The 13,918-nt window shown below is 68.8% G+C and carries 14 protein-coding genes; 8 read left to right on the top strand and 6 right to left on the bottom strand.

Going from position 1 to position 13,918, the window contains the following annotated elements; all coding sequences use genetic code 11:
* Window positions 1-43: 43 nt before the first annotated feature.
* Window positions 44-664, bottom strand: coding sequence for a restriction endonuclease (locus BEK98_RS03685; protein WP_244201726.1), 621 nt, complete (start codon window positions 662-664; stop codon window positions 44-46).
* A gap of 477 nt (window positions 665-1,141) precedes the next feature.
* On the opposite strand from BEK98_RS03685, the gene BEK98_RS03690 reads away from it, so the two are divergent.
* On the top strand, window positions 1,142-1,456 hold the full coding sequence (locus BEK98_RS03690) for a hypothetical protein (RefSeq protein WP_094214900.1): 315 nt from the start codon (window positions 1,142-1,144) through the stop codon (window positions 1,454-1,456).
* A gap of 446 nt (window positions 1,457-1,902) precedes the next feature.
* Here the strand turns inward: BEK98_RS03690 and BEK98_RS03695 are convergent, their stop codons facing one another.
* A complete protein-coding gene (locus tag BEK98_RS03695; protein WP_244201727.1) occupies window positions 1,903-2,514 on the bottom strand; it encodes a TetR/AcrR family transcriptional regulator in 612 nt (203 codons plus the stop codon).
* Between the two features lie 245 nt (window positions 2,515-2,759).
* Here BEK98_RS03695 and BEK98_RS03700 point away from each other — a divergent pair, with 245 nt between their 5' ends.
* Both BEK98_RS03700 and BEK98_RS03705 read left to right on the top strand, forming a co-directional pair.
* Window positions 2,760-3,815: an aldo/keto reductase gene (locus tag BEK98_RS03700; protein WP_094214901.1), complete on the top strand. Its 1,056-nt coding sequence runs from the start codon at window positions 2,760-2,762 to the stop codon at window positions 3,813-3,815.
* 189 nt (window positions 3,816-4,004) lie between these two features.
* Window positions 4,005-4,913: a short-chain dehydrogenase/reductase gene (locus BEK98_RS03705; RefSeq protein WP_094214902.1), complete on the top strand. Its 909-nt coding sequence runs from the start codon at window positions 4,005-4,007 to the stop codon at window positions 4,911-4,913.
* Between the two features lie 24 nt (window positions 4,914-4,937).
* Here the strand turns inward: BEK98_RS03705 and BEK98_RS03710 are convergent, their stop codons facing one another.
* The gene (locus tag BEK98_RS03710; protein ID WP_244201728.1) at window positions 4,938-5,591 is read right to left on the bottom strand and encodes a TetR/AcrR family transcriptional regulator; all 654 of its coding nucleotides are present in this window, start codon (window positions 5,589-5,591) and stop codon (window positions 4,938-4,940) included.
* A gap of 398 nt (window positions 5,592-5,989) precedes the next feature.
* Between BEK98_RS03710 and BEK98_RS03715 the strand changes: the two genes are divergently transcribed.
* The 3 genes from BEK98_RS03715 to BEK98_RS03725 are packed head-to-tail and all read left to right on the top strand — an operon-like array spanning window position 5,990 to window position 9,395.
* Complete coding sequence (locus BEK98_RS03715; protein WP_094214904.1) at window positions 5,990-6,973, top strand: enoyl-CoA hydratase/isomerase family protein; 984 nt, start codon at window positions 5,990-5,992, stop codon at window positions 6,971-6,973.
* The gene (locus tag BEK98_RS03720) at window positions 6,970-7,893 is read left to right on the top strand and encodes an alpha/beta hydrolase (protein ID WP_094214905.1); all 924 of its coding nucleotides are present in this window, start codon (window positions 6,970-6,972) and stop codon (window positions 7,891-7,893) included. Before BEK98_RS03715 ends, BEK98_RS03720 begins: the two co-directional genes overlap by 4 nt.
* A gap of 32 nt (window positions 7,894-7,925) precedes the next feature.
* Window positions 7,926-9,395 carry a class I adenylate-forming enzyme family protein gene (locus BEK98_RS03725; protein WP_094214906.1) on the top strand — a complete coding sequence of 490 codons (1,470 nt, stop codon included), beginning with the start codon at window positions 7,926-7,928 and terminating at the stop codon, window positions 9,393-9,395.
* Window positions 9,396-9,559: 164 nt separating this feature from the next.
* On the opposite strand, the gene BEK98_RS03730 is transcribed toward BEK98_RS03725, so the two are convergent.
* From BEK98_RS03730 to BEK98_RS03740, 3 genes are all read right to left on the bottom strand, one after another.
* Complete coding sequence (locus tag BEK98_RS03730) at window positions 9,560-10,375, bottom strand: oxidoreductase (protein WP_094214907.1); 816 nt, start codon at window positions 10,373-10,375, stop codon at window positions 9,560-9,562.
* 149 nt (window positions 10,376-10,524) lie between these two features.
* Complete coding sequence (locus tag BEK98_RS03735) at window positions 10,525-10,743, bottom strand: hypothetical protein (RefSeq protein WP_094214908.1); 219 nt, start codon at window positions 10,741-10,743, stop codon at window positions 10,525-10,527.
* Window positions 10,744-10,887: 144 nt separating this feature from the next.
* The gene (locus tag BEK98_RS03740; RefSeq protein ID WP_094214909.1) at window positions 10,888-11,730 is read right to left on the bottom strand and encodes an alpha/beta fold hydrolase; all 843 of its coding nucleotides are present in this window, start codon (window positions 11,728-11,730) and stop codon (window positions 10,888-10,890) included.
* A gap of 128 nt (window positions 11,731-11,858) precedes the next feature.
* Between BEK98_RS03740 and BEK98_RS03745 the strand changes: the two genes are divergently transcribed.
* Together BEK98_RS03745 and BEK98_RS03750 are read left to right on the top strand one after the other, a co-directional pair.
* Window positions 11,859-12,467 (top strand): TetR/AcrR family transcriptional regulator, encoded by a 609-nt coding sequence (locus BEK98_RS03745; RefSeq protein ID WP_094214910.1) that lies wholly within the window; start codon window positions 11,859-11,861, stop codon window positions 12,465-12,467.
* A gap of 338 nt (window positions 12,468-12,805) precedes the next feature.
* A complete protein-coding gene (locus tag BEK98_RS03750; RefSeq protein WP_094214911.1) occupies window positions 12,806-13,501 on the top strand; it encodes a haloacid dehalogenase type II in 696 nt (231 codons plus the stop codon).
* Window positions 13,502-13,918: the final 417 nt, after the last annotated feature.

Here is a 13,918-nt window from a genome sequence, read left to right on the forward strand (position 1 = left end):
AGCAGAGGTAGTCGACGCGGGTGACCCGGACCCGCGGGATCGATCACTTCCCGTAGACCTGCTTCCAACGCGCCCGGTGACGGGAGTCCCCCTGACCGCGACCATTCACACGGCTCAACGACCACAGGTACGCCCCGTTGTTCCACAAGCCGAGATGATCGCGATGGACGGCGAGAATGCCATGCTCCACCGCGAACCTTTCCGAGGGGCGGCTGAACCGTGTGGTCGTCACGAACACCGCCACGTCGGCCCGGAAGTGCACCTTCGCTCCCAGCAGGTCACGTAACTCACGGCTGGCGATGGTACTGCTGGGGGCATACCGCTTGCATTGGATCACCATCGTCCGGCCGTCAGGAAGCCGACCGACGACATCAGCACCGTTGTCGTGCGCACCGCCCACCCGCCGGACCCCCGTGCACCCGTCACGGCGGCACAGCGCGGCAACCAGCTCCTCGAACTCCGTCCCGGTCATCGCATCTACTTCGGCCAGGGTTCGCCGCCCCGCCGCCACCGCATCTCCCTGCCGCCAACGGCGGTCTCGGGCACGCACCATCCGGTCCGTACGCCACAGCCACCAACTCACCGCTCCAGTGCCGCCAAGGAGCGCGCCTCCTACGACGTAGGGCAGCACCGCCGACCAGAACACCACCAGCACGATCAGCATCCCGCCACTGCCGAGCACTATGGGCTTCGCCTCTGCTATCCGCCGACGACGACCAGCCGACATTCGTCCACGTCGAACAGCCATTTCGACCTCCCCCGCAGCATCCTGAACTGAGAGTCTCGACAACCCAGGGCAAGTCGGGAAGAGCGTGAGTCAGCCATGGCTGACTCAACTCGTGCCACCAACACGACACTTGATCCGTGGCGGCCCGGCGACAGCACTCAACTCGTCGTCCTGCTGGTCAGCCTCACCCGCGGGGCGTCGCGCTCGGCACGCTCGATGTCGTCGTCGTGGCCCACGCGGAGGAACCCCGCGTGCCCAGGGGTGCTCCGGCACTCCTAGCCCTCAATGCCTTCAGTGCCCTCGTCTACGGCGCCGTACGCCACTGGGCGCTCCCGCCGCGCGGCGGGCTCTGCTGCTGACCGTCTGCCTGGCACCGGGCTACGCGCTCCTGTGCCTGTTGCTCGGTCCCCCTTGATGGCCGGCCTATTGGTGCTGACCGGGCTGTTCCCCGCACCCGTGCTGACCGTCTCCTTCGTCCTGGTCGGAGAGCTCGCCCCGGCGGGCACCGTCACGGAGGCGTTCGCCTGGCTCGTCACGCTGATGACCTCGGGCATGGCGCTCGGGTCTGCCGCCGTCGGGCTCGTCCTGGAACACGGTGGTCCGAGTCGGGCGGCGGGGTGCGGCGTGGTGGGGCTTACGGTCAGCGCTCTCATGCTCCTGGCCGGGCAGTCCCGGCTGGCCGCGGACCGGCAGGCCGACGCCCCGGCTTCGGCTGTCTCCACGGCATGACGTGTACCGGGACGCGCTGTCGCGGCGGCCGCATCCAGTCGTGATCTTGGGAGTGGGACGGCAGAGAGAGGGGTGACCGGGGACCGTGGCGCCGCTGACGACGGTGCGGCTCCGGGTCGTCCGTGAACCGCGCCCCACAGGCGTAGGGCTCTGACCTGCCCGGACAAGCACGACTGTCCGTTTGGGTAGTGGACGCCCGCTTCGTCGCGCGGGGAGGGGACGCAAGCACATACGCAGGCGGCGGCCGATGCCTGTCGTACGGTCTCGGAACCGGAGCATGCCGCAGCTGACCGGACAACCTCCAAACCCTCTTCCAGCCCCTCCGCGGCTGAAAACCGTTCGGCCCGGCACCGGCATCCGACCCGTCCATGGCTTCAAGGAGATCGACCCGCCCCGTCATCCACCACGGAATCGCGACGACGTCACGCACGGGACAACCAACCTCGTCACGGAGACCCTCGACCGGCGTCGGCGAGGGCGGCATCCACCAACGTCTCTGCGATGGATCGCGCGTACGCCATGACATGACGATTGTTCAGCGCGAGGCCACGCGCGGCCGCACCGTCGAAGAGCAGTGCCAGTTGCTCACCGAGGGTTTCCGGGTCGGCGACCCCGGCCTGCCGCGCGATGTCGGCGAGGCGGCGGGCACACCTCTTCTTCTTCGCGGCGGCCAGCTCGTGGGCGGGATGGCCGGGGTCCGGCACTTCGACGCTGACGTTCAAGAACGGGCATCCCCGGAACGGGGCCATGGTCTCCGCTGGTTTCCAGTCGAAGACGGCCAGAAGCTGCTCCCGCGGGCTCGCCGCCGCCAGTGTGGGCTGCTCGGGGGCGACGGGCTGGGGGGCGTCGTCCAACGACCGCAGATACGCCACGACGAGCTCGTCCTTGCTGCGGAAGTGCTGGTAGAGCGTGCGTTTGGACACTTCGGCGACGGTCGACAGCTGCTCGATCCCGGTCGCGTTGATCCCCTGTGCCGTGAACAGCTCAGTCGCCGCTCGGAGGATTCGCTCCCGGGCACCGCGGCCTTGACGTCGGCGTACAGCGGTGGGTTCGTTCACGCCCTCAAGGATACCGATCGTTTTACATGGGCGATCGCGGCAGCTATGGTGAAGCATCAAGTACACCGATCGTCTTACTTAGCGACACCTGCCACGTCCGGCATCACGCCGCACGCGGATCGGCGCATCGGCTGCACCGCGCCCGGCGGCCCCCGATGGCCTCGGCCGGGCCGCCGTCCCGCCTGGCGCCTCACCCACCACCGCTCATCTCGACCTCGACGGGTCATCAGCACGAAGGAGATCTGATGCGTTACACGACCTTCGGACGACGGACAGGACTGCGCGTATCCGAGTACGCACTCGGGACGGGGAACTTCGGCACCCGCTGGGGCGCCGGCGCCGAGCCGGACGAGGCACGCCAGATTTTCGACGGGTTCGCCGAGGCCGGCGGCACGTTTCTCGACACGGCGGACAGCTACCAGTTCGGCGAGTCGGAGGAGCTGGTGGGGAAGTTCGTCGCCGCCGACCGTGACCACTTCGTCCTGGCCACCAAGTTCACCAACGGGGCCGCCCCGCAACCGGGCATCTCCCGGACGGGCAACAGCCGCAAGAACATGGTCGCGTCACTGGAGGCGAGCCTGAGGCGCCTCGGGACGGACTACGTCGACCTGTACTGGGTCCACTTCCCCGACGACCTCACCCCCATGGAGGAGATCCTGCGGGGACTGGACGACCTCGTCACGTCCGGCAAGATCCTCCACGTCGCTCTCTCCAACTTCCCCGCATGGCGGGTCTCCCGCGCTGTCACCCTCGCCGACCTGAAGAACTGGGCACCGGTCACGGGCATCCAGGTCGAGTACAGCCTCGTCGAGCGGACCGCCGACCGTGAGCTGCTGCCGATGGCCGAGAGCCTGGGACTCGGCGCCGCCCTGTGGTCCCCGCTCGGCGGCGGACTGCTCACCGGCAAGTACCGCCGCAGCGCCGAAGGGCGGCTGACCGACCTCAAGGCGGTCATCCACACCGAGAGCACCGAACAGAAGACCGCCGTGGTCGACGCCGTTCTGGCCGTCGCCGAGGAGACCGGCGCGACCCCCGCCCAGGTGTCGGTGTCGTGGCTCCGCGAGCGTGCCGCCCAGGCGTCCGTCTCATACGTGCCGATCATCGGCCCGCGGAACCCCGCCCAGCTGGACGAGTACCTGGCCGCCTTGGACGTCCGGCTCACACCGAAGCAGTTCGCACACCTGTCCGAGGTCAGCGCGATCCCCCTCGGGGTACCCCACGAAGCCGCCGCCGGCGCCCGGGACGCCGTCCAGGGAGGCGACGCCCGCCGCGTGACCCCGCCGGCCACACCGGTGGCCTGATACCCGAGGGCACTCCTCGGCCCCGAGGGCACTCCTCGGAGCAACGGTCCGCCGCTCGCCCCGTCGGACCGCTCTCCGCCCGCCCCGGGCCGACGGCGGCCGAGCAGGGCACACCCGCACACTTCCCCCCTCGGCCCCGGCACCTACCACCTATTGCGCTCCCCCAATAACGAAGTTATGTTACGGGCCATGAAACAAGACCTGGCAGGCCGAAGGCTGGTCGTCACGGGAGCCGCGCGCGGGATCGGGGCCGAGGTGGCACGGGTCGCCGCCGCCCGCGGCGCCCGACTGGCCCTCCTCGGACTCGAACCCGATCGATTGCGCGAGCTCGCCCACACCCTGGGCCCTGACGCGTCCTGGCGGACGGCCGACGTACGCGACGGGGCCGCCCTGAAGTCGGCGATCGACGACTGTGCGCAGACCATGGGCGGCATCGACATCATCGTCGCCAACGCGGGGGTCGCGGCCTACGGGACCGTACGGCAGACGGACGACGCGTCGTTCGAGCGGGTTCTGGACATCAACCTCAACGGTGTCTTCCGGACCCTGAAGTACGCGACGCCCCACCTGGAGCGCAGCCGCGGCCATGCGATGGTCGTGTCCTCCGCGCTGGCCTTCATGCCGCTGGCCTCGATGGCCGCTTACGGCGCGAGTAAGGCCGGGGTGGAGATGCTGGCCCTGGCCTACCGCCAGGAGGTGGCCCATCTCGGCGTCACGGTCGGTCTGGTGCACCCCTCCTGGATCGACACGGACATCGTCCGGGGCGCCGAGGGCGACCTCCCCTCCTTCCAGGACCTGCGCAGACGGCTGCCGTACCCGGGCAACGTCACCACGAGCGTCCACCAGGCAGCCGCGGCGATCGTCGACGGAGTCGTCCGCCGGCGCAGCAGGGTGTACGTGCCACGTGCGATCGCCGCGGCCAACTGGGCGAAGGCAGCCGTCAATTCACCACTCGCATGGCCCTGGGCGCGGCGTTTCGCGGCCCGAGCCGTGCCCACCCTCGAACGCGAGGTGGAGGCACTGGGCCGGCATGACCAGCTGGTACCTGGCGTCGACAGCCCCACCAGGAGTACCGGACCTTCCCGGCCGGGCACTTGAGACGCATAGCGGACTGATCCTCCGTCAACTCCCTGCCATCGAGCCGAAAGAACGCAGTCCTTCCTCGTGCGAGGCCAGCGCGCGCTCCCGTTCGTCACCCAGCCCTACGGCGAAACCCACGCCCATCGGCAGCAGTACCTGCACCACCGGGTCCTCGAACTCGGTGAAGTGCTCGGCCAATTCGAGGGTGATGTAGCCGTGGACGTAACTCCAGAGCTGGGCCGTCACGACGTCGGGGTCCTGCTGCGCCACCCGGCCGGAACCCACGAGCCGTGCGCACGCTTCGGTGACGACCGCGTAGGCCTTGCGGAAGGCCGGCGAGCGTCCGCTGAACCGGAGGTCGGCATCCGACAGCGGTCGGTAGGTGGCACGAGTGGACAGCCCGAACATCAGGTCGTACAGGTGAGGGTTCTCACCGGCGACCCGTCGGCAGGTCAACGCCATGACAAAGAGATCCGCGACGGCATCGTCGGTCACCGGCACCTGGGAGAAAGCCTTGCCGAGCTCCTCGAACCCGTGATCCGCAACGGCCCGGACGAGCTCGGGGATGCCCCCGAAGTGGCTGTAGACCACCATCGTCGACAGGCCGCTGGCGGCCGCCACCGTACGCGCCTTGATGGCCGAAGGCCCCTGCTCGGCCAGGAGGCCGATCGTGGCGCTGATGAGCCGTTGCGGCACCCCCGGGGGCGCCGACGCTCTTGACGCGTCTCCCATGTATCCACCCGCCTCCGCAACCGACCTCTCACCGGAGGCGTAACGCCGACCGGAGTGACGGTTGCCACACACAAAATAACTTGGTTATACGAGTTCTCCACGCCAGGATACACATCACGAGTTGCACGGCGTCGCGAGCACTGCAGCAGCCCTCGGGGCGCTCATCACAGCAGGCCCGGGCCTCACGCACCAAAGCCGACGCAGGTCACGGGACCGCTCACGGTCGTATCCCCGCCGAACCGGCGCCCCACAGCGGCAGGCGGGTCGAGGCACCTCCGCGGCGATCCCCGCCCGCCTGGGCACACGCCGTTCCCTTCGTACCGCCCTCCCCTCACCACGGATTCAGCACGGGAGCAGATTCCATGAGAAAACCCGAAAAGGGCCATCTTGAGATCCAGGACGACGGAGCCGTCCTGACCGTCCGGGTCGACGGCGGGCCGCACGGCGTGTTCGGCCCCGACATCGCCGACCGGCTCAAGGAGCTGGTGGACCGGGTCGACCGCGATCCCGGCGTCCGTGCCGTCGTGTTCACGGGCGCGCACCCAGAGCGGTTCGTGAGCCACGCCGAGGTCCGGTGGCTTCAGGAGGAGGGCGCCGCGAGCCCTACCGTAGGCCGACGCGGTGCCGCCGCCGTCGTTCGTGTGGCGAAGGGTGTGGACCGGGCCCGGGTCCTGGAGCCTGTGGCGCGCAGGACCCCGTTGCGGGGAGCACTCCAGTTGGAAGCCCTGCACACGACCTTCCTCAAGATGAACGCCAGCGGGGTGCTCTTCGTCGCCGCCCTCAACGGCTCGGCTCTGGGCCTCGGTGCGGAGTTCGCCTGGGCGTGCGATCTGCGGGTGATGGCCGACGGAGAGTTCTTCATCGGCCAGCCGGAGATCCTTCTCGGCATCATTCCGGGCGGTGGCGGCACCCAGCGGCTGACCCGCCTGATCGGCACCCACCGGTCTCTCGTCGCGATCCTCGAAGGCAAACCGTTCACCCCTGCTCAGGCTCTCGCCAACGGGGCGGTGGACGAGGTCGTTCCGCAGGGCGAGGTGGTCACGCGGGCGGTCGAACTCGCCCGGCACTTCGGCGCCCGGCCGAAGGGTTCGGTCGCCGCCGCCAAGAGGTCGGTGTACTTCGGCGGCTCGATGTCCCTGGCGGACGGCTTGCACGTCGAACGCACCGAGTTCTTCACCAGAGTTCTGTCGCGGGAGGGCCAGGAGTTGATGCTCGACTACATGGACACGACGGACGCGACGGGGGAGCTTCCGCTGTACCGGCCGGACACCTACGCCGAGGCGCTCACGTCCGGCACCGTGCCCGGGCCCCGCTCGACGACCGACCGGAAGGTGAGCCGGCCATGACCACGCGGCTTCCCTTCGTCCGTCACGACGTCTCGTTCCCCTCCGGTGACAGCTCCTGCGCCGGATGGCTCTACCTCCCCTCCGGCGTCGCCTCGCCGCCGGTCGTCATCCTCGGCCACGGCCTCGGTGCCACCCGTGACATGCGCCTGGACGCCTTCGCCGAGCGTTTCGCCCAGGCGGGCATCGCCGCCCTGGCCTTCACCTACCGGCACTTCGGCGACAGCGGCGGCCACCCTCGCCAGTTGCTGTCGATCAAGCGCCAGCTCACCGACTGGGATTCCGCCCTCGACTGGGTCAAGGCCCGCCGTGACGTGGACCGTTCACGCATCGCGGTGTGGGGCAGCTCGTTCGGCGGGGGGCATGCCATCACCGTGGCCTCGCGTCATCCCGAACTGTGCGCGGCCGTGGCCCAGTGTCCGTTCACCGACGGTCTGGCCTCGGCGCTCGCCCTCGGCCCGGTGGCCTCACTGAGGATGACGCCCGTACTCGCCCGGGATCTGGCGGCCAGGATACGCGGCAAGGCACCGGTGATGGTCCCCATCGCCGCCTCCCCCGGTTCGCCCGCGTTGATGAACGCCGCGGACGCGCTGCCCGGTTACCAGGCGCTCGTGCCGAAGGGGAAGACGTTCCGCAACGAGGTCGCGGCGCGGGTCATCCCGACCATCGCCGCCTACCGGCCCGGCCGAGCGGCGAAGAAGGTCGTCATGCCGATCCTCTTCTGCGTCAGCGACACGGACTCCGTCACGCCTCCCGCACAGACACTCCGGTACGCGCGGACCGCACCCCACGGCGAGGTCAAGCGGTACGCCGCGGGCCACTTCGACTTCTACACCGGCGAGACCTTCGAAGCCCTGGCGCGCGACCAGGTGGAGTTCCTGACCCGGCACCTCGCTCCGCTGCCCGCCTCTTCGGCCTCCTGACCGGCTCGCCCACCGAAACAGGTACGCACGCCATGAAATTCGCTTCACTGCCCGATCGCCGCGCCGCCCTGGACCCGGACGGTCCCGCGGTCTCGGACGGGCTCCAGGCGCTTACCAACGCCCAACTGCTGAACCGTGTCCGCGCGGCGGCGCACCACCTTCGAGACCTCGGCATCGGTCCCGGTGACGTCGTCGCCCTCAAACTGACCAACCGCGTGGAATTCGTCCTGCTGCTGTTCGCGGCCTGGCGGCTCGGCGCCACCGTCACCCCGGTCAATCCGAGCATGACCGACGGCGAGGTCGCCCGGCAGCTCGTCGACTCCGGCGCACGCCTGCTGGTGGTCGAGGACGGCACGGAAGCCGTGGCCGGCCTCGTCACGCTCGCCGTCGGAGGCCTGCGCGAACAGGCTCCGGGGTGGGACGAGGCGCCGCAGCCGGACCCGTCCGCTCTGGCCCTGCTCATCTACACCAGCGGTACGACCGGGGTGCCCAAGGGGGTGATGCTCGACCACGCGAACATCGACGCCATGGTGGAGATGGGGCGCCTGGCCCTGGAGTTGGGGCCGAGCGACCGCTGCCTGCTGATCCTGCCGCTCTTCCACGTCAACGGCATCATCGTCAGCGTCCTGACGCCGCTGCTCGTCGGAGCCAGTGTCGTCATCGCCGGCCGGTTCGATCCCCGCACCTTCTTCGACCTCGTCGAGCGGGAGCGACCCACCTTCTTCAGTGCCGTGCCCACGATCTACGGGATGCTCGCGGCACTTCCGGACAGTGTTCAGCCGGACACGTCGTCGCTGCGGTTCGGGGTCTGCGGTGCCGCACCCGCCTCCGCCGACCTGCTGGCCCGGTTCGAGGCGCGGTACGGGTTCCCCCTCGTCGAGGGGTACGGCCTTTCCGAGGGAACCTGCGGCTCCACGATCAACCCGGTCTCGGGACCCCGACGCGCCGGAACCGTGGGGCTGCCCTTCCCCGGGCAGGAGATACGGATCGTCGACGCGGCCGGTGCCGAGGTGGCACAGGGACTGGACGGCGAGGTCATCGTGCGCGGCGCCAACGTCATGCGCGGCTACCTGGGCCGTCCCGAGGAGACGGCGCGAACCGTCATCGACGGCTGGCTGCACACGGGCGACATCGGTCATCTCGACGAGGGAGGGTACCTGACCCTGGTCGGGCGGTCGAAGGACATGATCATCCGAGGCGGGGAGAACATCTACCCCAAGGAGATCGAGGACGTGCTGACGGGAGATCGCTCCGTCCTGGAGGCCGCCGTGATCGGGGTACCGGACGAAAAATGGGGCGAAGTGGTCGTCGCGTACGTCCAGCCGCGGCCGGGCGTGACGGTCGATCCCGCGGCGCTCCAAAAGCTCTGCGCACGGCATCTCACCGGCTACAAGCGTCCCACCTCGTACATCGTGGTGGAGGCCATCCCCAAGAACGCTGTCGGCAAGATCGACAAGGTCGCGCTGCGAGCAAGCCACACCTCTGCCTCCGCCGGGGCGTGACGGCCCGGGACGGGCGGCGCCGTCGTGCAGCGCGCGGAGTCGGCTGATGTTCCTCGTCAACGCTCGCGGACGGAAGTTCCTCGCCTGAACCATTCCCGCTGAGTGCGCCGTGCGGGAACTCGCCGCGGGCACAGGCACCGTCGGCGAGTTCCCGCACGTGGCTGTCAGTCGGTCATCCGGTTGAGTTTGCGGACGCTCTTGTCAAAGGCCCGGGTGGGGACGATGCGGCGCAGCACGCTGACGCGTGCGGCCATCGAGCCGGCGGGATAGCTCAGCTTCGGTTTGGGGTCGGTCGCTGCCGCGACGACCGCCTTGGCGATGACAGTGGGATCATCGCCGCTCCGCATCTGTTCCTCCACCACCTCGTCGAAGACGGCTCGTCGGCGCGCGTACAGCGACAGAGGGGTGTCCGCGTGCAGCATATTCATGTCGAACGGGGTGTTAACGGGGCCTGGCTGGACGCGCAGCACCCGAACGCCGTACTCGCGGACCTCATGGTCCAAGGACTCGGAGTAGCCCTCGACCGCGTGCTTGGAGGCGACGTAAACAGCCATGAAGGGGTTGGGGACGAACCCACCCACGGAGGAGATGTTGACGATGCGTCCGTAACCCCGGCCACGCATGTATGGCAGGACGGCTTTGGTCATGCGCATGAGGCCGAAGACGTTCACATCGAAGACGCTCTGCGCCTGGGCGACGGAGACCTCCTCGGCAGCACCGTTGGTCCCGATCCCGGCGTTGTTGACCAGGACGTCGATACGCCCGAACTCCTCGATCACCTGCTGGACGACACTGTTGACCGAGTCGTCGCTGGTCACGTCGAGTCCGAGGAGCGTCACACCGCCGCGAGCCGGGCTTCCCGACGCCTTCCGACTCGTCCCGATCGCGTCGAACCCCGCCTCGGCGAGCGCGTGCACCGTCGCCTTGCCGATTCCCGAGGAGGCGCCCGTCACGAGCGCCACCTGCCGATCCGCTGCCATGAGTAGCTCCTGAACCTTTTAGGTTATGAACATAATATAATGACCTCGACCCGGGACCCCGTCGACGGCAATCGACGGCACCCCAGCACTGGCTGCGGCCGACATCCCGCATCGCCGCGTACAAGCACCCACGGCCACCGACTTCGCGCTCATCCCGCGCCCGCGGCACTGGCGGTGGCGCCGGGCAGCAGGAGGATGACGATGAGGGGCGTGACCTTCTCCGGCTCCACGAACCGGCGCGCCCTGGTGCCGAGAGCCCCGGGAGCCCGCCCAATGAAGATGAAGGTGAGGATCTTCATGCCGCCGAGGAGTTCACGCAGTTCGCGGGCCCGGAATGTCCGGTCGAGGTGCCGACTGAAGGCGTTCACGATCCGCCACTGCGGCTACTCCTGGCACCCTGCACCTGCCCGGCGCGACGACGAGGCCGGAGCCCCGCCCTGGAACACCCCGGACGGCCGTGGCGGCATGGCCAACCACCACGGCCCGCAGGAGTGGCACGTGCGCCCTTGACGCTACTCGTCGATGAACTGGGCAGCGTGCTTCAGGAACCGCTCGGGATACTGGAACTGCGCTCCGTGCCCGGCATCGGGGTAGATGATCAGCTGGGCATTGGGGATGTTCTGGGCGAGGTGCCAGGAATGAATCGTGGGGATCATCACGTCGTCCTCGCCGTTGAGGACCAGCGTCGGCTGGGTGATCGCGTTCAGGTAGACGAAGGGCGTCTCGCCCGGCCGCAGCGGCGAGTAGGCAACGGCCGCTTCCACCTGAGCCATCATCAATTCGGGCGAGCTCGGCGGATCCTGGTCGACCCGCTGGTGACGCCGCTCCCAGAAGGCCCTGCCCGCTTCCTGCGCCGCCTCCGAGCGGCCGAAGAACAGGTAGAGGAAGTCCTCCAGGGTCGGGACCGGATGCGTCGCTACCTCCGCGAACGCCTTGGGGTCGGCGGCCGCCTCCCCGCCCCGCAGGCCGGTGCCGATCAGCAGAAGCTTGCGCACCAGCTCGGGATGGCGCAGTGCGACCTCCTGAGCCTGCATACCTCCGATCGAAAAGCCGAGCAGGTCGACCTTCTCCAGCCCCAGCGCCCGGATGACCGCGGCGATGTCGTCGGCCATGTCCTCGATCCGGTTGCGTGGCGTGCCGGACGACGAGGCGAGGCCGCGACCGTTGAACAGGATGACCTCACGGCCCTCTGCCAAGCCGTCGGTGATCAGCGGATCCCAGTGGTCCAGGCCCCCGCGGAAGTGCTGGACGAAGAAGAGCGGAACACCGGAGGGCTTCCCCCAGCGCCGGTAGGCCAACCGGTCTCCGTCGACCTCGATGTACTGAGTCGGGGCGGTCACATGCGTGTCACTCACTGCCGCGCCTTTCTGTAGTCGGTGAGCCTTACAATGATGGTCGTAATTTAAAAAGTCAACCGCTTAGATGTCGATCGACATCTAAGTATGATGAACAGCCGAGCACCGGCAGGAGGGACGGGCCGAACATGCGGGTCACCAAGGCACAGGCCGAGCAGAACCGCGCGCACATCGTCGCGACAGCCGCCCGGCTGTTTCGTGAGCGCGGCTACGACGGTGTCGGCGTGGCGGAACTCATGGCAGAGGCCGGGTTCACCCATGGCGGGTTCTACAAGCACTTCCACTCCAAGACCGACCTGATGGCCGAGGCATCCGCGAACGGACTCTCACGGACCGCGTCACTGACAGAAGCCCTTGACGTCGCCGAGTTCGTCGACTCCTACGTCTCTCGGGAACACCGCGACGGGCGCGGCGAGGGCTGCACCATCACGGCCCTCAGCGGCGACGCCGCACGTCAACCCGATGGCATCAAGACGGAGTTCACAGTCGGCATAGAGAGCCTGATGACGGCCCTTCAGGCCGGAGGCGACGCGTCGCCGGACACGGACCAGCGAACAACCCGCGCCACGCTGATCAACGTGCTGGCCCACTCGGTCGGCGCAATCATGCTGTCACGGGCATGTTCGGACGACTCTCCGTTGACGGACGAGATCCTCGACGTCTGCCGTGGGGCAATCCTCGCGTCACTGGCCCACGGAGACGGCGGCCGGTCAGCGACAGAGGACCCGATGAGTTGATCTTGAGGTCTCGCTTCGCCACATGAGCTGTATTCCGTTTCAGATCACGGCCGAGCCGTGACCGTACCGCTCTCCTCGGGTGTGCCGACGGCACGCAGACAACGGGCCGGAACCGCCCCGCTCCGGAGATGCCCGTTGGCGAACGCCGCCACCGAGGGGCCCGACCTCGAGCACCCCGCCCGCCGGCTCGCCGCGACACACAGGACGGAGTCCGCCGGCCGCCTCACGGACATCACCTCCGCCGGCACAACACTCGCGATCGATTCACACACCTGCGCCCCGAGTACGTGAACGACACTGCTTGACGTGCACCAGGGGCAAAGCATTACGGTCATCATATGAATATTCGAGCACTGGTATTCGATGTGTTCGGCACTGTCGTGGACTGGCGCTCGGGCGTCGCACGTGACATCCGTCGGCTGGTTTCCGACGTGGACGCCGAGGCGTTCGCCGATGCATGGCGCAGCCAGTACCTCCCATCGCTGGACCGGGTGCGGCGTGGCGAGCTGCCCTGGACGAACCTCGACGAGTTGCACCGGGCGTCACTCGACGAACTGCTTGCCGAATACGGGGTGCCGGATACGCCCGAGGGCGTGCGCGCCGAGCTCGTGCTGGCCTGGCACCGGCTGGACCCCTGGCCGGACTCGGTGCCTGGCCTGGAGCGGCTGAAGAAGCGGTTCGTCATCGCGTCCCTGTCCAACGGGCACGTCGCGCTGCTCGTGAACATGGCCAAGCACGCCGGGCTGCCCTGGGACACCGTGCTGTCCGCAGAGCTCTTCGGGCACTACAAGGGCGACCCCGAGGCCTATCTGGGCGCCGCGCGTCTGCTCGGCCTCCAGCCGGAGCAGGTCATGATGGCCGCCGCGCACGTCGACGACCTCGCCGCGGCCCGGGCGTGCGGTCTGCGTACCGCCTACGTACACCGTCCGCAGGAATACGGCTCGAAGGCTGTCCTGCGGCCGCCGAGCAACGACCCGAAAGCCGATGTCTCGGTGGCCTCATTGACGGAGCTGGCCGACCACCTGACCGCCTGAGCCTCCGCAGTCCGTCGGGAACGCGCCGGTCACAGCCGCCCGTTGGACGCGGGCGCACCAGCACAGCGGACGGGCCCGCCGCTCCCCGGCCGTCGCCGACCGGGGAGCGGCGGGCCCGTTCTTCGTCGCATCCGCGCTGGCCCTGAACTACGGGTGGTGTTCGGCAGCACGCCGACCGGGGCCTCCTCATCACGCCCAGGATCGATCCCGGGCTAACCGCCAGGGCCTTGCCGTGCATGTGCGGGCGACCGCTTTGCGCACCTACGAGCCACCGGCCTACGGGGTCGGGGGGCCGGCCGCTCTTCTCCAGCCAGGCCAGCACCTCGCGCGTGGTGTCGGTGGTGAAGGGCGGGTCGACGAGGACGGCGTCACGGTCGCCGCAGATCAGGGTTGTCGAGATGGGCGACCACACCATCG

This window comes from Streptomyces diastatochromogenes (assembly GCF_002242805.1).
GTDB classification, from domain to species: domain Bacteria; phylum Actinomycetota; class Actinomycetes; order Streptomycetales; family Streptomycetaceae; genus Streptomyces; species Streptomyces diastatochromogenes.

What these genes read in the sequence shown, in the direction of transcription:
- BEK98_RS03705 (WP_094214902.1), top strand. Translation starts at nt 4,005, where the DNA reads ATGAAACAAGACCTGGCAGGCCGAAGGCTGGTCGTCACGGGAGCCGCG.
- BEK98_RS03720 (WP_094214905.1), top strand. Translation starts at nt 6,970, where the DNA reads ATGACCACGCGGCTTCCCTTCGTCCGTCACGACGTCTCGTTCCCCTCC.
- BEK98_RS03745 (WP_094214910.1), top strand. Translation starts at nt 11,859, where the DNA reads ATGCGGGTCACCAAGGCACAGGCCGAGCAGAACCGCGCGCACATCGTC.
- BEK98_RS03725 (WP_094214906.1), top strand. Translation starts at nt 7,926, where the DNA reads ATGAAATTCGCTTCACTGCCCGATCGCCGCGCCGCCCTGGACCCGGAC.
- BEK98_RS03685 (WP_244201726.1), bottom strand. Translation starts at nt 664, where the DNA reads ATGCTGATCGTGCTGGTGGTGTTCTGGTCGGCGGTGCTGCCCTACGTC.
- BEK98_RS03700 (WP_094214901.1), top strand. Translation starts at nt 2,760, where the DNA reads ATGCGTTACACGACCTTCGGACGACGGACAGGACTGCGCGTATCCGAG.
- BEK98_RS03690 (WP_094214900.1), top strand. Translation starts at nt 1,142, where the DNA reads ATGGCCGGCCTATTGGTGCTGACCGGGCTGTTCCCCGCACCCGTGCTG.
- BEK98_RS03730 (WP_094214907.1), bottom strand. Translation starts at nt 10,375, where the DNA reads ATGGCAGCGGATCGGCAGGTGGCGCTCGTGACGGGCGCCTCCTCGGGA.
- BEK98_RS03750 (WP_094214911.1), top strand. Translation starts at nt 12,806, where the DNA reads ATGAATATTCGAGCACTGGTATTCGATGTGTTCGGCACTGTCGTGGAC.
- BEK98_RS03715 (WP_094214904.1), top strand. Translation starts at nt 5,990, where the DNA reads ATGAGAAAACCCGAAAAGGGCCATCTTGAGATCCAGGACGACGGAGCC.